A 17,780-nucleotide genomic window follows, 5' to 3' on the forward strand; every position below is an offset into this window, starting at 1 on the left:
TCTCGAAGGACGAAGGTCATTCCCACTCGATCGTCGAAGGCGGTTTGCTGCTGATGTCGTAGACCACGCGGTTGATGCCCTTCACCTCGTTGACGATGCGCGAGGAGATCGACGCGAGGAGCTCATGCGGCAGCCGCGCCCAGTCGGCGGTCATGCCGTCCTTGCTGTCGACGGCGCGGATCGCGGCCGTGTACTCATAGGTGCGCGCGTCCCCCATCACCCCGACGCTCTGCACCGGCAACAGCACCGCGAACGACTGCCAGAGCCGCCGGTACCAGCCGGCGTGCTTCACTTCTTCCGACACTATCGCGTCGGCGTGACGGAGCAGGTCCAGCCGCGACGGCGTGATCTCGCCGAGGATCCGGACCGCCAGCCCTGGTCCGGGAAACGGCTGACGCCATACGAACTCGTCCTCGAGCCCCATCTCCTGGCCGACGGCTCGGACTTCGTCCTTGAAGAGCTGGCGCAACGGCTCGACGAGCGTGAAGCGCATGTGCTCCGGCAATCCGCCGACGTTGTGATGACTCTTGATCACGTGCGACGGCCCGATCACCGAGACGCTCTCGATCACGTCCGGATACAGCGTTCCCTGCGCGAGAAAATCGAACCCGCCCTGCTGCGCCTCCAGCTTCTTGGCTTCGGCTTCGAACACTTCGATGAACGCGGCGCCGATGATTTTCCGCTTCTGTTCCGGATCGGTGAGACCAGCCAGACGGCCGAGGAACAAATCCGTCGCGTCGGCAAACACCAGCGGCAGGCGCAGTTTCTCGTAGCGCGTGCGAATCTGCGCCGCCTCGTCGAGGCGCATCACGCCGTTGTCCACGAAGATGCAGGTCAACCGATCGCCGATCGCCCGGTGGATGAGCAGCGCCGCCACAGTGGAGTCGACGCCGCCGCTCAGTCCGCACACGACGCGCCCGTCGCCGACCTGCCGCCGGACCGATTCCACCGTGTCCTGCACGAAGGACGCCATCGTCCAGTCGCCGGTACAGCCGCAGATGTCGAAGGCGAAGTTGCGCAGAATCTCCGTCCCCCGATCGGTATGCGCGACCTCGGGGTGAAACAGCAGCGCGTAGTACCGCCGCGCTTCGTCGGCCATCGCGGCGACGGGCGCGTTGGCGCTCGTCGCGGTGACGGTGAACCCGGCCGGCACCGTTTTTACGAAGTCGCCATGGCTCGCCCACACGCGCAGCTCCGGCGCGATCGACGCCAGCATCGGCGCCCGCGCCTCGACGCGGACGATCGCGTGCCCGTATTCGCGCTGCGGCGCCGGCGCGACCTCTCCGCCGAGCGCGTCGGTCATGAGTTGCATGCCGTAGCAGATGCCGAGCACCGGCACGCCCGCCTCGAACACCCCGGGCTCGCACCGCGGCGCCGACGGCTCGCGCACGCTCCGCGGACCGCCCGACAGCACGATGCCGACCGGGTTCCTGACGCGAATGTCGGCGATCGGCGTGTTGTACGGAAGGATTTCCGAGTAGACCGACAGCTCCCGCAAGCGGCGCGCGATCAACTGCGTGAACTGCGATCCGAAGTCGAGAACGACGATGGTTTGATGTGCCACAGGAAGATCGGGTGATCGGGCGATCAGGTCATCGGGTGATCAAGTGATCTGCCGAGATCATTCAATCACCCGATCACGAGATCACCCGATGCCTGAAGCGCTATTATAAGGTGTGCGGCGCGCCGCCACCACCATATCTTGTAGGGCATTTGCGCTCGCCGCACTGCTGATCGCGATCGTCGCCGGCCGCGTCGCGGCCGCCGACCGTCCGCCGCCTCCGAGGTTGCCGCTTGCGCAGTGGTGGTCGGTGCCGCTCGACGGCCCCGTCAGCGCCGGACCGGTCAGCGACGGCACGCGCATTTACCTCGCCTACGCCGCCGGTGTGCTCCAGGCCCGCGACGCGCGGGACGGCCGCGAACTCTGGCGCCAGAACAAAGACGTCTCCCTGCCGATGACAGTCGAGGGAGATCTCCTCATCCTGGCGGGCGGCGACGCGATCGAGGCGCTTCATGCGGACACCGGGCGAAGCGCCTGGCTTCTGCCGCGGACGAAAACGTCGGCTCCCCTGCTCGCGCGGACCGGCTGGCTGCTCGCGATCACCGACACCGAGGTCATCGCGATCCACGCGGCCACCGGCGAGGTCGCCTGGCGACACGATGCGGGGGGGATCACGCTCTCCGCCTCGCTCGACGCTGGACGCGTCTACACCGGCGCAACCGACGGACGCGTCCTCGCTTTGTCGATGGCCGACGGCTCCGAGGTGTGGGACCGCTTTTTCGACGGCGGCATCACCGCGATTGCCGCGTACGGCGGACGCGTCTACGTCGGCACCGGAGACAAGTGGTTCCGTTCGCTCGACGGGCGGAAAGGAGACGAGCGGCCGCCCTTTCGCCTCGGCGCGCTCGCCGTCGGCCAGGTGGCCGTCGACGACGACCGCGTCTACGTCGCATCGCTCGACAACGTCGTCCGCGCGCTCGACCGCGACAACGGTAACCAGCGGTGGCACGCCGGCCTGAGTCAGCGGAGTTCGTTGGGTGTGTTCGTGTCCGGCCACATCGTCTTCGTGCCGACCGGCGCCAACCAGCTGCAGATGCTCTGGGATCGCAACGGCGACAAGGCCGGCGCGCTGCCACTGCCGGGGGAAATGGCGCCGCACCTGCCGCCGGCGATCGTCGACTCGGTCGAGGGGCCGGCGGTGTTCGTGGTGACGGGCGGGCTGACCAACGAGTGGAACCTGACGAAATTCGCGCCGGCCGGCGAAGCTGCGCTGGTGCCGCTCGCGGATCTCACCGCGCTGCCGGGGCCTCCCTTTCTGACCGATCCGGAGCTGCAGCCAACCGCGAAGATCCTGCTGCGGCTGCAGCTGATCGGCGATCCGCCGGCGCAGCCGTTCGACGCCATCGAGTGGCCGGTGGTGCTGAAGGATCCGCTGCTCGTGCCGCTCACGACCCTCCCGGGTCTACAGCTGCGGGCCCTGTCGCCGGTGCTGCCAGTTCGCCGCGCAGCACGCGGGCCAGGCGGCTGACGCCGATCTCGATCCGTTCGGGCGTCGGCGCCGAAAACGAGAGCCGCGCCGTGTTCTGTCCCTGGCCGTCGACGTAGAAGGCCTCACCCACCACGTAGATCACCCCTTCCTCGATCGCGCGAGCCAGCATGCGATCGGCGTCGATCGAGGCCGGCAGGGTCAACCACAGGAAGAAGCCGCCGCGTGGTTTCGGCCACCGCGCCAGATCACCGAGGTGGCGCGTCAGCGCCTGCTGCATGACGTCGCGCTTGGCCGCGTAGTGACGGCGCAGCATCGGGATCTGCCGATCGAGGACGCCGCGCCGGCACGCCTCGTAGACCACGCGCTGGTCGAGCGAGCCGGCCATCAGATCCTCGGACTGCTTGGCCATCTCGAGCTTCGCGGCGAGCGGCGGCGCCGCCGCCATCCAGGCGACGCGGTAGCCGGGCGCGAGCGTCTTCGAGAAGCTGCTCAAGTAGATGACCCGTCCGCCGCCGTCCTCGGCCTTGATCGGCCGGACGTCCTGCTCGGAGGCCGAGTCTTCGAAGTAGAGATCACGATACGGATCGTCTTCGACGACGAGCACGTTGCGGCGCTCCGACCATTCGAGCAGCCGGCGCCGCTTGTCGAGGCCGACGAGCAGCCCGGTCGGGTTCTGGAAGTTCGGGACGACGTAGAGGAATTTCACGCGGCGCCCCTCGGCGAGGAGCCGCGCGCACGTTGTGTCGAGCGCCTCGAGGTCGATGCCGTCGGGCCCCTGCGGGACGCCGACGAGCGAGGCCTGCGCGTTGCGGAAGGCGGTGATCGCGCCGACGTAGGTGGGAAGCTCGACGATGATGACGTCACCGGGATCGACAAGCACGCGCGCGACGAGGTCGAGCCCCTGCTGCGATCCGGTCGTGACCAGCAGGTCTTCGATGGCGGTCTCGATGCCGCGGCTCCGCTGGATGCCGGCAATCACTTCGAGCAGCGGCCGGTAGCCGCGTGTCGGACCGTACTGCAGGATGCTGGCATCGCGGCTCGCCAGCAGCTCGGTGGCAATCGACCGGAACTCGTCCCAGGCGAAGGTCTCGGGTGCCGGGTACCCAGGGGCGAACGACACGATGTCGCGCCCGGGCGTGAGCAGCGTGCCCATCTTGCGGATGGCGGAGTGCGTCATGCGGCCGGCGGCGCGCGACAGCAACGAATCGTAGTTCATCAGACCGACACTCCGAACGCTAGGCGCGGGCGGTGTGATACCAGCGGTAGTGCGACAAGTACGCGCCAAGCGCCGCGAGCGCCAGGTACTCGAACACCATGCCGCGCAGCAGCCACGCCGCCAACTGCAGCGGCAGCACCGCGAGCCCGACGAGCGGCACGAAGGCGATGAGCCCCAGTCCAGCCGTCGCGAGAATCGAGGCCGCCGTCGCTACCAGCACGGTGAGCAGCACGACGCCGAACACCGCGGCGACTTCGCGCAGGTGCCCCCAGACGAACACCAGCGCCAGCCGCACGCCCTCCCTGACGCTGACGTCCTCGACCGCCACCACCATCTGGGTCATCAGATAGAAGAAATTGACCAGCGTGATCCAGACGATGAGCACGCTCGAGGCCGCGGCTGCGGCCGCCGTCCAGCCGAGCAGGATCGCTGAGTTGCCGGCGAGCGCGTAGCCGCCGAGCACCAGCGCAAGGTAGGCGGCGCCGGTGATGGCGTAGACGAACAGCAGGCCGAGCCCGATGCGCACGTAGCGGCGCCAGAGGCGTCGGCAGCCGTCGACGAACGGCTCGATCGCGACCACCGCGGCGCGGCGGAGCGCCTCCAGCCGGAGCGGCGGCCGCTCGATCGCGCCGGCGCCGCGCTCCGCCTGCGCGAGCAGCGCGATCGTGCCCGCCTTGACGACGAAGGTGACGATCGATCCGCCCACCAGGACGAGGAGCCCGGCCGCCAGAAAGGCGGCCAGCGCGGCGGGGCTCTGCGTCAGCGCGCCGACGATCGCCATGACGATCTCCTTCGCGTCTCCGCGCAGCAGTTCGCTCAGGCTCGTGTCGAGCAGCAGCGCCACGAGGAACGCGCCGCCGACGATCGGCACGGCGAGCATCAGCTTCAGGCTCGACTCGGCCACGAACTGCACGATCACCAGCGGCCAGTTGGCGGCGGCGATCAGGGCACCCCGCTTCAGCGCCGCTTTCAGTCCTGGCGTCTCCGGCACAGTCAAACACTCAGTGTATCCTCGAAACACGTGGCCGACACGCGTACCGATCCGCCGACGCCTGTCTCGTCCGCCGTGACGCGCATCGCGGGGACGGCGCGCGTCAGCGCGGCCCGGCTGTTCGCCGGCGGCTGCGGGCTCGCGGCGATCGTCGTGCTGGCCGGCTTCGGTCTCGAACTGTACCGGTTCGGCGTCGACGACAGCGCCGCGGCGGCCAGGCTCGCAGCGGGCGTGCAGGCCTCCGTCGCCGACATGACGGCGGACGTCACCAGAGCGGCGCAGGCGATCAGCGGCGATCCGATCGTGCGCGATGCGATGGCGGCGAGTCCGGACTCGGACGCGCACGCGCGCGCGCTGTTCGACGCGGCGCAGCGGGTACGTCAGGCGTCGAGCAGCGACGAGTCGGTCGTGGCGCTCACCATCTACGACAACGCCGGCGTGCCGCGTGCGTGGGCCGGCCGCGCCTCCGACCTGCCGCCGGAGCGGACGCGAGGCGCCGCGGCGGTGTTCGTCAGCTCCACACCGCTCGGCCTGCGCCTCGTCTACGTCGAGCCGATTGCCGAGGCGGGCAAGGGGCAGCGCCTGGGCGCCGTGGCGGTCGAAGACGCCGTGGCGCCGGCCCCGACCGCGGCGGGGCTCGGCGTCGCGGTCTACACACTCGATTCGACGCCGGCGCCGGTCGCGCTGCGGCTGCCGCAGCCCTCGTCTTCCACGCCCGATCCGCAGATCGTGTCGTTCCAGGTGCGGGCGGCGGATAGTTCGCCGCTGTTCGACGCATCAGCGGGCCTCGCCGACCTGAGCGAGGCGCGCCGGAACCTGCGTCGGACGGCCGCGTCGGCCGCGCTCATCGCGTTCGCCGTCACGATCCTGCTCCTCGCCGGACCGCTGCTCGACCGGCGCGGCGCCGCGCGCGACACGGCCGGCGAGCTCCGGTTTACCGCCGCGCTCGTGCTGGTGATCCTGGGCGCCGGCGCCGTCTTCTGGGCCGCGGTTGCGATTGCGCCGTGGGCGCGCGGCGGCGTCGCGCGCAGCGCGGCGCGGCTGTGTCTTGCGTCGGGGACCGCCGCGGCGCTGGCCGCGACGCTGGCGTCGGCGCTCGTGCGGATGCGGCTCTCGCTGCGGACGTGGCGCCGATCGCCGTCCGGCAGGGTGATCGGGTTCGTCGTGGCGCAGCTGGCCGCTGGCGTGCTGCTGGCGGCGCTGCTCGTCGAATTCGAGCGAATCCTCGGCCGCAGCATGGATCCGGCCGGCGTCGATCTCACGCATTTCTCGCTGCATCCGTGGGCGCCGGCCCGAATCGCCATCCTCGCCGCGATCGTGCTCGGTCACGCGGCCGTGCTGTGGCTGGGTGCGATCGCCTGTGTCGCGGCGGCCGTCCGCTGGCGCCTGCCGCGGCGCGCGTCGTCGTGGCACGCGTGGGCCGCCGCCTGTTGGGTGATGCCGACCGCCGCCGTCGCGATCGCGGCGGCGCGGCGCGGCTGGGGGATCCCGCCGGCGGCGGTGCTGCTCGGCGCGATCGTCTGCGCATTCGCCGCGCTGGTGACGCCGCGGCTGGCCGGCTGGTACCGCCGCGCGACGGTGGCGTCGAGGCTCCTCGCGCTTTTCATGGCCTTCCTGCTGCCGGCGCTGCTCGTCTATCCGACGGTGCACTTCTATGCGGATCGCGCGCTGCAGCAGCTCATCGCCGCGCCCGAGCGCGGCTACGCCGTCCAGGCGATGTCGCATCCGCAGGTGCTCCAGGCGCACCTCGAAGAAGCGGATGCGCAGATCGACCGGTTGCCCCTCGCCGCATTGATCGCCCGAGCGGCCGGGCAGGCGCGGCTTCCGCCGGAGGGCGCCAAGACCGAGGTCGCCTTCGAGATCTGGAACCAGACCGTGCTGGCGCGCCTCCGGCTCACCAGCGACGTCGAGCTCTACGACACGCAGGGCGCACTGCTCAGCCGCTTCGCCCTCAATTTCCCGGAGTCGGCGCTCGAACAGGTGCCGAGCGGGCCCGTCGACTGCCGCTGGGAAGTCGTCGGCGAGGCGCAGTCGTTCGGCGGCGCGCAGGAGCGCAACACCCTGCACGCGCAGCGCAGCGTCTGCGTCGACGGGCGTCCGATCGCCACGCTCGTCGCCCATGTCGTCTTCGACTACCGCACGCTGCCGTTCATCAGTTCACAGTCGGCGTATCTCGACGTGCTGGTTGGCGCGGGCGTGCCGCCGGAGGGGCTACCGGAGGGCGAAGTCGAGTTCGTCGCCTACGGCTGGGGGCTGACGACGATCTACAGCTCGGGACGGGAATCGTGGGAGCTCGACCCGGCGACGTTCGCGCGCGTCTATCGATCGCGCGAGCCGTTCTGGACGGTGGCGTCGAAAGGCGGCCGGTCGTACCACGTCTACTTCGCCAACGATCGCCAGTTCATCTACGCGCTTGGCTATCCCCTCCCGACGGTCTTCGATCACTTCGTCCGGCTCGCGGAACTGACCACGCTGGCGGCGGTGCTCTACGTGGCGCTGCTGATGGCGGCCGCGCTCTTCGCCCGCCTGGCGCGCGCCCGCCCGCAGACCGGGCGGTCGCTGCTGCGGGAAATCCGGGCCAGCTTCTACCGCAAGCTGTTTCTCGCGTTCGTGCTCGCGTCGATCGTCCCGGTCCTCACCCTGGCGCTGGTGGTCCGCACCTACTTCGCCGGCCTGCTGATGACCGACATCCAGGGAGAGGCCGCGCGCACGGCCGCGGTCGCGCAGCGGGTCATCGAGGACTCCGAGCAGCTGGCGCGCAGCGAAGGGGTGATCGCGTTCGGCGACGACCTGATGGTGTGGATCAGTCAGCTGATCAACCAGGACGTCAACGTGTTCTACGGCGCGGGCCTCGCGGCGACGAGCGAGCGCGATCTGTTCGCCTCGGGGCTGCTGCCGACCCGGACTCCTGAGCCGATCTACCGCGCGATCGTGCTGCAGCGGCTGCCGAGCATCGTCGCCGAAGACCGCATCGGCGACGTGTCCTACATGCTGGCGGCGGCGCCGATCCGATCCGGCACGCGTAACGCGGTGCTGACGGTCCCGCTGGCGCTGCGCCAGCACGAGGTGGAGCGCGAGATCGACGACCTCGATCGCGGGATCCATCTGGCGGCGCTGTTCTTCATCCTGCTCGGCGCGGCGATCGGCCTGTCGATGGCGGAGCGCATCGCCGATCCCATCCGCCAGCTGACGCGGGCGACGCGACGCATCGCCCGCGGCGACTTCGACGCGCGCATCGCGGTGCGCTCGTCCGACGAGCTGCGACGGCTGGTCGATGCCTTCAACGGCATGGCGGCGGAGCTGAAGGCGCAGCGCGGCCAGCTCGAAAAGACGCACCGTCTCGAGGCATGGGCCGAGATGGCGCGCCAGGTCGCGCATGAGATCAAGAACCCGCTGACGCCGATCCAGCTCTCGGCCGAGCACCTGCGCCGCGTGCACGCCGACCGCGGCGAACCGATGGGGCCGGTGCTCGAAGGCTGCGTCGACTCGATTCTCGGGCAGGTGCGGCTGCTGCGGCAGATCGCTGCGGAGTTCTCGAGCTTCGCCTCGTCGCCGACCGCGCGCCGGCAGCCGGTCGATCCGGTGGTGATCGTCCGTGACGTGGTCGAGCCGTACCGAGTGCCGCTCGCCGGGCGCATCCTGTTGCAGAACGAGGTCGCCGCGCCGCTGCCGATGGTGCTGATCGATCGCACGCTCGCCGCGCGCGCGCTCGCCAACGTCGTCGAAAACGCGCTCCACGCCATGCCGGGCGATGGACGCCTGCGGCTCACCGCGCACGTCGACGGCGGCTGGGTGGTGATCGACGTCGAGGACTCCGGCGTCGGCATGGACGCGGAGGCGCTGGCGCGCGTCTTCGAGCCCTATTTCTCCACCAAGTCGACCGGCACCGGCCTGGGTCTGCCGATCGCCAAACGGAATGTCGAGCTGAGCGGCGGAACGATCGCCGTCCGCAGCCTGAAGGGGGCCGGCACCACTGTGACGATCCGGCTGCCGATTACCGCGGGTCCGGACGCCGGTCGCGCCTGAGGCGCGGGATCATCACACGTCGGCCGGAGGCGGCCCTGCCGGCGCAGCCGCCGTGGCTGGCGGCCGCCGCCGCAGCCGGCCGTAGATAAAAATGACCAGCGCCGCCAGCACATAGGTGTACGAGAGCACCACCAGCGCGATGCGAGGGTGGATCACGATCGCGGCGATGACGACCGAGCCTGCGAGCAGCCAGACCGGCGAACGGCGCCAGCCGAGGTCGATCGCCTTGACGCTGCGGAACCGGATTGTGCTGACCATGAGAAACCCTGGCAGCAGCAGCATCGGTAGGGCCAGCGCCGCGATCCGCGGGTCCTGCACTCCCCAGGGATAGAGAAACACCGTCGAGGCGGTCACCGACGCGGCGGCCGGGCTCGGCAGGCCCGCGAAATAGCGCTTGTCGCTGGCCGTCATGCCCTGGATGTTGAACCGCGCCAGCCGCACGGCGGCCGCCGTGACATAGACGAAGCCGGCGGCCCAGCCGAAACGGCCGAGCGGCCAGAGTCCCCAGGTGAACGCCAGGATCGCCGGCGCCACACCGAACGACACCACGTCGGCCAACGAGTCGAGTTCGGCGCCGAACGCCGATTGCGAATGCGTCAACCGCGCGAAATAGCCGTCGAGCGTGTCGACGACCATCGCCACGCCGATCAGCACCGCGGCGGTATCGAAATCCCCGCGCGTGGAATACACGAGGGAGGCGTACCCGCACAACAGGTTCGACACCGTCATCATCGACGGCAGCAGGTAGACGCCCCGGCGGAACCGCTCCGGGCGATCCTCTCGCCGCCGCGTGAGCGGGTTCATCACCAGCCTTCGCCCTGCGGGTGGAGGCGTGCGAGCACGGATTCGCCGGCAACGACCTGCTGTCCGACTTGCACGACGAGTTCCGCGCGCGACGGCAGGAACACGTCCATGCGGGAGCCGAACTTCATCAGCCCGATGCGCTCACCGCGCTGCAGCCGCTGCCCCTCGGCGACCCGGCACACGATACGGCGGGCCAGGACGCCGACGATCTGCCGCACGACGACCGGCTCGCCGTGATGATCGAGCCAGATCTCGTTGAGCTCGTTGCCGCTGGCGTCTTCCTTGTACGCCGGCAGGAACGTGCCGGGCCGGTAGGCAACGCTCGAGACGACGCCGTCGACCGGGGTGCGGTTGATGTGGACGTCCATCGGCGACAGGAAGATCGTGATCTGCTGCCACTCGCCGGGCGGACTCCAGCGGCCGTCCGACGGTCCGGCGATCATGACCTTGCCGTCCGCCGGCGAGACAACCAGCCCTTCGTCTTGCGGCACCACGCGTTCGGGATCGCGGAAGAAATACGCGAAGAACGCGCCGAGCGCGGCGAACCCGGCGGCCCACCCGTAGCGTTTCGAGCCGGCGAGGACGGCGGCCGGCACCAGCGCACCGGCTACGAAGGGAGCGGCAGCCTTGTCGATTTTCATCTGTTCAAAAGAAAAGGCCGGCCTCCGATAGACCGGCCTGTGCTGGCTCGATTGTATATGGCTTAGCGCGGCGATGCGTGCATCGGCTCAGGCAGCCGGAGATGGCGCAGCATGCTTTCCATCTGATCCTTCAGCTGGAGCTTGCGCTTCTTGAGGGTGACTTCTTCGAGTTGTTCGGGCTCTGAGAGGTACTGGCGGGTGGCGAGATTGTGAATCTGTTCGTCCAGGTCGTGGTGCTGTGAGGCGAGTTGGCGGAACTCGTCGTTGCTGTCCAGCAACTGTTTCTTCATCTCGTCGAACTCTGTCGTCATTTCCGCCTCCTGGAAAATGAACTACGCGAGGGCATTCATAACCGCACCCTACCACTCCTCCAGCCACAGAATCAAGGCGTCTTCGGGCGGATTCGCGTAGTACCCGCGTCGGCGAGCCGACACCGAAAATCCCAGCCGTCCGTAGAGTTGGAGCGCGGCGACGTTGGACTCGCGCACCTCGAGTGTGGCGCGGCGGGCCCCCTCCCCCGCGGCCTCCGCCATGACCGCGCGGAGCATGAAGGTCCCCAGGCCGCGCCGCCGGTGGGCCGGGCTGACAGCCAGCGTGTTGAGGTGCAGTTCATCGAAGATGACCCAGGCGATGCAAAAGGCAATCGCCCGATCTTGTGCGTCCCTAAGAAGATAGACGCGTGTGACGTCCGAATGGGTCAATTCCCAGACGAGGGTCTCTCGCGACCAGGGATTCGTGAACGACTCCTGCTCGAGCGCGACGACGGCGTCGAGGTCGGCGTCGGCAGCGGGCGCCCGGAGACGATCGAGCCGCATCTCAAGCGCCGCCCCGGCGGCGCCGGTCACGTGCCAGCTCGGCATCCGAGCGGCGGACATAGAGGGGCGCCACGGCGTGGGGGCGCACGCCACGGTCGGGTGCGGCGTCGGCGATCGACGCGATCACGGCCGCCAGCGGCGGGACCGCCGGCGCGATCGTGGCAGCGCCGCCGATCCGGCGCTCGATCGCGTCGCGGTATTTCACGGCGCCGTCCCCCGCGAAGCGCACGGAGGAGAGCGGCGCCAGCGCCAGCGCCCACGCATCGAGGGTGGCGTCGGGCGGCAGCGAGGTCGGCTCGTGCTGGACGCGGCCGTCCGCGCCGTACAGCATCGCGAACACCTCGCCGCGATGCGCATCGATCCACACGGCGATCGCGGTGTCGGAAAGGCCGGCCGAGATCCGCAGCGCATCGAAGGTCGAGACCGGCGTGACGAGCTTGCCGGCCGCGAGGGCGAGCCCCTGCACGGTGGCGATGCCGATGCGGAGCCCGGTGAACGATCCTGGTCCGATCGCGACCGCGAACCGATCGATCTCGTCGAGCCGAAGGCCGGCGGCGTCGAGCAGATCCATCAGCTCGCGCGGCAGGCGTTCGCCGTGCGTGCGCGCGGCGTCGCCGCGGCGTTCGACCAGGATCGCGCCGTCGCGCAGGATCGCCGCGCTGCCCGATGCTGACGATGTGTCGAGCGAGAGGATCGTCAATTCCGCAATGTTATACTCGCCGCAGTCCCGCCGATGTCCTCTCCGACCCCTTCCAGTACGTCCAGCGAACCGGTCGGCGCAACGCCGGCGATGCGGCAGTACTTCGACGCCAAGCGTCAGTACAGTGATGCGCTCGTCTTCTTCCGGATGGGCGACTTCTACGAGATGTTCTACGAGGACGCGCTGACCGCGTCCCGCGCGCTCGAGTTGACGCTGACGTCGCGATCGAAGGACGCGAGCGGCGGCGCGATCCCGATGTGCGGCGTGCCGTTCCACGCCGCCGACGGTTACATCGCGCGGCTGGTGCGCAAGGGCTTTCGCGTTGCGGTCGTCGAACAGGTCGAGGATCCGAAGAAGGCAAAGGGCCTCGTCCGCCGCGAGGTCGTGCGGGTCGTCTCACCCGGCACGTTCACCGACGACGGCTATCTCGACGCGCGTGAGCCCGCCTTCCTGCTGGCGCTCGTGCCCGCGCATCCGGGCCCCGGGTTCGGCGCGGCGCTGCTCGATCTCTCGACCGGCGAGTTCAGCACCGCGGAGTACGCCGGGGACGAGGGGCGGTCGGCGCTGCGTGACGAGCTGGCGGTGCTGCGTCCGCGCGAGGTGCTGGTGCCGGTCGGCTTCGACGCCGCGGCGGCGCTGCTGGCGGATGCGCAGATCGAGGCGCGGGTGACGACGGCCGAGCCGTGGACGTTCGAGTACGCGACGGCGCGGCGGACGCTGCTGGCACAGCTCGGCGCGCAGTCGCTGCAGGGCTACGGCCTCGACGATCGCCCCTCAGCGGTCTCGGCGGCCGGCGGGCTGGTGCAGTACCTCCGCGAGACGCAGAAGGCGGATCTGGCGCACGTCCGCGATGTCAGTTACCGCACCGGCGCCGACTGTCTGCTCATCGATCCGATCACGCTCCGCAACCTCGAGGTGATCGAGTCGGCCGACGGCGGGCGGACGGGATCGCTGCTGCACGGCATCGATCGCACGATCACGCCGATGGGCGGGCGGCTGCTGCGCGCCTGGCTGATCCGGCCGCTGGTCGCGCTCGAGCGGATCCAGGATCGGCTCGACGCCGTAGAGGACTTTGCCTTTCGCGCCACCGCGCGCGCCAAGCTGCGCGAGACGCTGAAGGGGATCCATGACCTCGAGCGCCTGGTCGCGCGCGCCGCGCTCGGCACCGCCGGGCCGCGCGACCTGGTGTCGCTGAAACAGTCGATCGCGGCGCTGCCCCGCGCCCGCCTGCAGTTGGTCGAGTTCCAGGCGCCGCTCGTCAGGAGCCTGGTCGCCGGACTCGACGATCTCACCGACGTGCGCGACGCGATCGAGCACGCCCTCGTCGACGAGCCGCCGGCGGTGGCGCGCGACGGCGGCGTGATCCGCGACGCCGTCGACCCGGAGCTCGACGAACTGCGCGGCATCAGCCGCGGCGGCAAGCAGCGGATCGCCGAGATGGAGGCGGCCGAGCGCGCGCGCACCGGCATCGCATCGCTCAAGATCCGGTTCAACCGCGTCTTCGGCTATTACATCGAGATCTCGAAATCGAACCTCGGCAGCGTACCGGCCGATTACCATCGCAAGCAGACCATCGCCGGCGGTGAGCGCTTCATCACGCCGGCGCTGAAGGAATACGAAGAGAAGGTGCTCGGCGCCGACGAGCGGATCGCCGAGCGCGAGGTCGAGATCTTCGAGGCGCTGCGCGGGCGCGTCGCCGCCGAGGCGCCGCGCGTCCAGGACACGGCGCGCGGGCTCGCCGCGCTCGACGTGCTCGCGGCGCTGGCCGAGACGGCGTCGCTCCACAACTACACCAAGCCGCTGATGCACGCCGGCGACGAGCTCATCGCCGCGGACGCGCGTCATCCGGTGGTCGAACGGCACGTCGCCGACGCGTTCGTCCCCAACGACGTCGCGCTCGACGGCGTCTCGCAGCAGCTCGTCGTGCTCACCGGTCCCAACATGGGCGGTAAGTCGACTTACCTGCGGCAGTGCGCGTTGCTCTGTCTCATGGCGCAGGCGGGCTCGTTCGTGCCGGCGCGCACCGCCAAGCTGCCGATCGTCGACCGCCTGTTCGCCCGCGTCGGCGCCTCCGACAACCTGGCGCGCGGCCAGTCGACGTTCATGGTCGAAATGCAGGAGACGGCCAACATCCTGCACTCGGCGACCTCGCGCAGCCTGGTCATCCTCGACGAGATCGGCCGCGGCACCGCGACCTTCGACGGCCTGAGCCTCGCCTGGGCGGTGGCTGAGCATCTCGCCACGAATCCGCGCGCGCGGCCGAAGACCATCTTCGCCACGCACTACCACGAGCTGACCGATCTCGCCGACGCGCTGCCGTCGGTCGTCAATTTCCACGTCGTGGTGCGGGAGTGGAAGGACGACCTCGTGCTGCTGCGAAAAGTCGTGCCCGGCCGCGCCGACCGCAGCTACGGGATCCAGGTGGCGCGGCTCGCCGGTCTGCCGCCGCCCGTGGTGGCGCGGGCGCGCGAGATTCTCGCCGGCCTCGAACGCGACGAGCTGTCGCGCGGCGGCCGGCCGTCGCTCAGCGGCTCGCCGACCGTCTCGCAGCGGCAGCTCGGACTCTTCGCCGCGCCCGGCGGCGCCGACGATCCGATCCGCCGTCGTCTGCGCGACCTCGATGTCGATCACCTGACCCCGATGCAGGCCTTGACCTTGCTCGCCGAGTTGAAGGACGAGGCGGATGGGGAGCCGTGACGAGCCCGCACCACCGTGGCGCCGGCGTGTCGGCCGTTGGCTGTTGCGTGCCACGTGCGCGGCAGGGCTGGCGGCTGTCGTCGCCATAGCGTCCCCTTCCGACGCCGCCACCCGCTACGACCCACGGCTGCGGTTCCGCACCTGGCCGACCGAACACTTCGACATCCACGCCCACCAGGGAGAGGAAGTTCTGGCCGCTCGGCTCGCGCCGATCGCCGAGCGTGTGCGCCGTCGCTTCGAGGCGTCGCTGGGGGTGCCTCGCGGACGGGTGCAGGTCATCCTGGTCGATCAGACCGACGTCGCCAACGGGTGGGCGACGCCGTTTCCCTACGACACCATCGAGGTGACGGCGGTGCCGCCGCTCGAGGAAGATCTGATCGGGAACACCACCGACTGGCTCGAGCTGGTCTTCACCCACGAATACACACACATCCTGCACCTGGACCGGTCACGCGGGTTCATGAATGGCGTGCGTCACGTGTTCGGGCGGGCGCCGCTGGTCTTTCCGAACCAGTTCCTGCCGATCTGGCAGATTGAAGGACTCGCCACCTACGAGGAGAGCCGCCAGACCGGCGAGGGGCGGATTGACGCCGGAGACTTCCGCGCCATTGTCGACACCGCCGCGCGGCAGGGGCGGTTCGCGCCGATCGACCGGGCGAACGGCGGCCTCGACGACTGGCCGGGCGGCAACTCGGCGTACGCCTACGGCGCCTACTTCCATCAATACCTGTCGGATCGGTTCGGCCCGGCGCGAATCGATGCCTTGGCCGATGCGACTGCCGGACGCCTGCCGCTCTTTGGCGCCGGCGCGTTTCATCAGGTGTTCGGCAAATCAGTCGGGACGCTCTGGCGCGACTTCGCGGCGTGGCGCGCCAGCCCCGCGGGTGCGCAGAGCACGACCGATGCCGCTGCAAGGCGGCTGACCACTGACGGGTTCGTCGTCGCCGCGCCGCGCGTCGCCGCCGACGGCTGGATCTACTACTCCACCAGCAACGCCGACGGGTTTCCGGCGCTGTTGCGTTTGCGCAACGGCGAACGCGACCGGCTTGCCTGGCGCGTCGCCGGCGATCGCACCAGCGTCAGCGGCGACTGGGTCGTGTTCGATCAAGTCGCCCTCGTGCGTTCAGTCGCGCTGCTGTCGGACTTGTATGCCGTACCGCGAAACGGCGGCGCCGTCATCCAGCTCACCCACGAGGCGCGCGCCGCGCAGCCGGACGTCTCGCCCGACGGACGCCGCATCGCCTGCGTCGCGCTCCGGCCCGGCCGCCACATACTCGCGCTCCTCGATTTCGATCCGCGCGCGCGCGACACACCGCCGCGCGTGCTGATCGACGACGAGGCATCGGACTTCAGCGGGCCGCGCTGGTCGCCCGATGGCGCCCGTCTCGTGGCCGGCCGCCGCCATGCCGGCGGCTACGAACTGGTGCTGGTGAATCCCGCCGATGGGTCGCTGCAGACGCTCGTTCGCCGCGCCGACGCCAGACTGATCACCCCGTCATGGAGCGCGGACGGCCGCACGATCCTGTTTGCCGCCGACCCCGGCGACGCGCCGTTCAACGTGTTTGCCGTCGACGTGGCGACCCGTGCGGTGCGCCAGATCACCGACTCGCTCTCGGGTGCGCAGGCGCCGGAAATCGCGCCTGACGGATCGCTCGTCTACATCGGCTATTCTGCCGGCGGCTACGACCTGTATTCGCTGCCGCCCGCGTTCCTTCTGCGTTCGCCGTCGGATAGATCCGCCGATCCCCTGCCGGGGAATTCCCGCGTTCGCGAACAACCGGAAGCGGCGGAGCAGCCGGCGGTCGTGCCGCGGTCGTATGCTCCCCTGCGCACCTTGGCGCCGACCTACTGGGAGCCGATCGCCCAGACGGACGCCGGTGAAACGCAGCTGGGTGTAAGCACCGGGATGTCGGATGCGCTCGGACGGCACACTTACTCGGCGTGGGCGGCGTGGAGCGCCGCGCGCGCCCGTCCTGACTGGAGCGCCTCCTACGCGTACGATCGGTGGCGCCCCACCATGTTTGCGAGCTACGGCGACGACACCGATCCGGTCCGGGATGGAGAGACGCGCATGCGTCAGGTGTTCGCCGGCGCGCTGCTCCCCTTCCGGCACATCAGGTGGAGTCAGACGCTGCTGGCCGGCGTCAACGCCGAACACGACGACACGATCTGCGCCGAGCCGTGCCACAGCCTGACTCGGGATCTGCGCTCGCTGCGTGGCGGCTGGCTGTTCGACAGCCGCCGCCTGTTCGCGTATTCCATCAGCGCGGAAGAAGGGGCCGCCGTCGAGGCCGCCATCGAGGGCAGCCGCGCGACGGGGCCGGCGTCGGGGACGGCCGCCGCCATGGTGCTCGACGCGCGGCTGTACCAGCGCGTGCTGTCGCGGCACACCGTGCTGGCGCTGCGCCTTGCCGGCGCTTCCAGCCGCGGCGACACGGTCGCCCAGCGGATCTTCTCCGCGGCGGGCAACGGACCGCTGCCGGCGGCATTCGACTTCGGCAACGGCGCCATCGGTCTGCTGCGTGGTTTCGATCCCGACGATGTGATCGGCACCCATGCGGCGGTCGCCAACGCCGACCTGCGCTTCCCGCTCCTGCGCGTGCAGCGCGGAGCCGGGACCTGGCCGTTCTTCGTCCGCGCCCTGCATGGCGCCGCGTTCGTCGACGCCGGCACCGCGTGGGACGCGTCGTTCAGCGGCGACAGGATTCGGCGCGCGGTCGGCGGCGAGATCTCGACCGATACGATCCTCGCCTACACACTGCGGGTCACCCTCACCGCCGGTGTGGCCTGGACGCACGACCCCGTCGCCGCGCGCGATCGCGCCGCGTATTTCGCGCGGCTCGGCTACGCCTTCTAGCCCGCGCGCGCAGATGGATGGGCAGCGTCCGTGGATATCCGTG

At 70.0% G+C, this 17,780-nt stretch carries 12 protein-coding genes; 4 read left to right on the forward strand and 8 right to left on the reverse strand.

Going from position 1 to position 17,780, the window contains the following annotated elements:
- Nucleotides 1-16 precede the first annotated feature (16 nt).
- Nucleotides 17-1,564, reverse strand: a complete 1,548-nt coding sequence (gene guaA, locus VGI12_02250) for a glutamine-hydrolyzing GMP synthase (protein ID HEY2431465.1) — start codon at nucleotides 1,562-1,564, stop codon at nucleotides 17-19.
- A gap of 112 nt (nucleotides 1,565-1,676) precedes the next feature.
- Here guaA and VGI12_02255 point away from each other — a divergent pair, with 112 nt between their 5' ends.
- Nucleotides 1,677-3,029: a PQQ-binding-like beta-propeller repeat protein gene (locus VGI12_02255; protein ID HEY2431466.1), complete on the forward strand. Its 1,353-nt coding sequence runs from the start codon at nucleotides 1,677-1,679 to the stop codon at nucleotides 3,027-3,029.
- On the opposite strand, the gene VGI12_02260 is transcribed toward VGI12_02255, so the two are convergent.
- Nucleotides 2,947-4,206, reverse strand: a complete 1,260-nt coding sequence (locus tag VGI12_02260; GenBank protein ID HEY2431467.1) for a PLP-dependent aminotransferase family protein — start codon at nucleotides 4,204-4,206, stop codon at nucleotides 2,947-2,949. The two genes, VGI12_02255 and VGI12_02260, sit on opposite strands and share 83 nt — an antisense overlap.
- Before the next feature lie 19 nt (nucleotides 4,207-4,225).
- Nucleotides 4,226-5,203 (reverse strand): hypothetical protein, encoded by a 978-nt coding sequence (locus VGI12_02265; GenBank protein ID HEY2431468.1) that lies wholly within the window; start codon nucleotides 5,201-5,203, stop codon nucleotides 4,226-4,228.
- A gap of 24 nt (nucleotides 5,204-5,227) precedes the next feature.
- Here VGI12_02265 and VGI12_02270 point away from each other — a divergent pair, with 24 nt between their 5' ends.
- Entirely contained in the window at nucleotides 5,228-9,223 is a 3,996-nt protein-coding gene (locus VGI12_02270; GenBank protein HEY2431469.1) for an ATP-binding protein, read from the forward strand.
- Nucleotides 9,224-9,235: 12 nt separating this feature from the next.
- On the opposite strand, the gene pssA is transcribed toward VGI12_02270, so the two are convergent.
- The 5 genes from pssA to tsaB all read right to left on the reverse strand — a co-directional run bounded on the left by pssA (nucleotide 9,236) and on the right by tsaB (nucleotide 12,183).
- On the reverse strand, nucleotides 9,236-10,027 hold the full coding sequence (pssA, locus tag VGI12_02275; protein ID HEY2431470.1) for a CDP-diacylglycerol--serine O-phosphatidyltransferase: 792 nt from the start codon (nucleotides 10,025-10,027) through the stop codon (nucleotides 9,236-9,238).
- Nucleotides 10,027-10,668, reverse strand: coding sequence for a phosphatidylserine decarboxylase (locus VGI12_02280; protein ID HEY2431471.1), 642 nt, complete (start codon nucleotides 10,666-10,668; stop codon nucleotides 10,027-10,029). Before VGI12_02280 ends, pssA begins: the two co-directional genes overlap by 1 nt.
- Before the next feature lie 62 nt (nucleotides 10,669-10,730).
- On the reverse strand, nucleotides 10,731-10,979 hold the full coding sequence (locus VGI12_02285; protein HEY2431472.1) for a YdcH family protein: 249 nt from the start codon (nucleotides 10,977-10,979) through the stop codon (nucleotides 10,731-10,733).
- A 48-nt stretch (nucleotides 10,980-11,027) separates the two neighbouring features.
- Complete coding sequence (rimI, locus tag VGI12_02290; protein HEY2431473.1) at nucleotides 11,028-11,513, reverse strand: ribosomal protein S18-alanine N-acetyltransferase; 486 nt, start codon at nucleotides 11,511-11,513, stop codon at nucleotides 11,028-11,030.
- Nucleotides 11,485-12,183 carry a tRNA (adenosine(37)-N6)-threonylcarbamoyltransferase complex dimerization subunit type 1 TsaB gene (gene tsaB, locus VGI12_02295; GenBank protein HEY2431474.1) on the reverse strand — a complete coding sequence of 233 codons (699 nt, stop codon included), beginning with the start codon at nucleotides 12,181-12,183 and terminating at the stop codon, nucleotides 11,485-11,487. The genes rimI and tsaB overlap by 29 nt, the downstream gene beginning before the upstream one ends.
- 33 nt (nucleotides 12,184-12,216) lie before the next feature.
- On the opposite strand from tsaB, the gene mutS reads away from it, so the two are divergent.
- A complete protein-coding gene (gene mutS / locus VGI12_02300) occupies nucleotides 12,217-14,880 on the forward strand; it encodes a DNA mismatch repair protein MutS (GenBank protein ID HEY2431475.1) in 2,664 nt (887 codons plus the stop codon).
- Nucleotides 14,881-14,923: 43 nt separating this feature from the next.
- Nucleotides 14,924-17,737 carry a hypothetical protein gene (locus tag VGI12_02305; protein HEY2431476.1) on the forward strand — a complete coding sequence of 938 codons (2,814 nt, stop codon included), beginning with the start codon at nucleotides 14,924-14,926 and terminating at the stop codon, nucleotides 17,735-17,737.
- Nucleotides 17,738-17,780 lie beyond the last annotated feature (43 nt).

It is taken from the genome of Vicinamibacterales bacterium, from assembly GCA_036496585.1.
Classification (GTDB): Bacteria; Acidobacteriota; Vicinamibacteria; order Vicinamibacterales; family 2-12-FULL-66-21; genus JAICSD01.

What these genes read in the sequence shown, in the direction of transcription:
- mutS (HEY2431475.1), top strand. Translation starts at nt 12,217, where the DNA reads ATGTCCTCTCCGACCCCTTCCAGTACGTCCAGCGAACCGGTCGGCGCA.
- pssA (HEY2431470.1), bottom strand. Translation starts at nt 10,027, where the DNA reads ATGAACCCGCTCACGCGGCGGCGAGAGGATCGCCCGGAGCGGTTCCGC.
- VGI12_02280 (HEY2431471.1), bottom strand. Translation starts at nt 10,668, where the DNA reads ATGAAAATCGACAAGGCTGCCGCTCCCTTCGTAGCCGGTGCGCTGGTG.
- VGI12_02260 (HEY2431467.1), bottom strand. Translation starts at nt 4,206, where the DNA reads ATGAACTACGATTCGTTGCTGTCGCGCGCCGCCGGCCGCATGACGCAC.
- VGI12_02285 (HEY2431472.1), bottom strand. Translation starts at nt 10,979, where the DNA reads ATGACGACAGAGTTCGACGAGATGAAGAAACAGTTGCTGGACAGCAAC.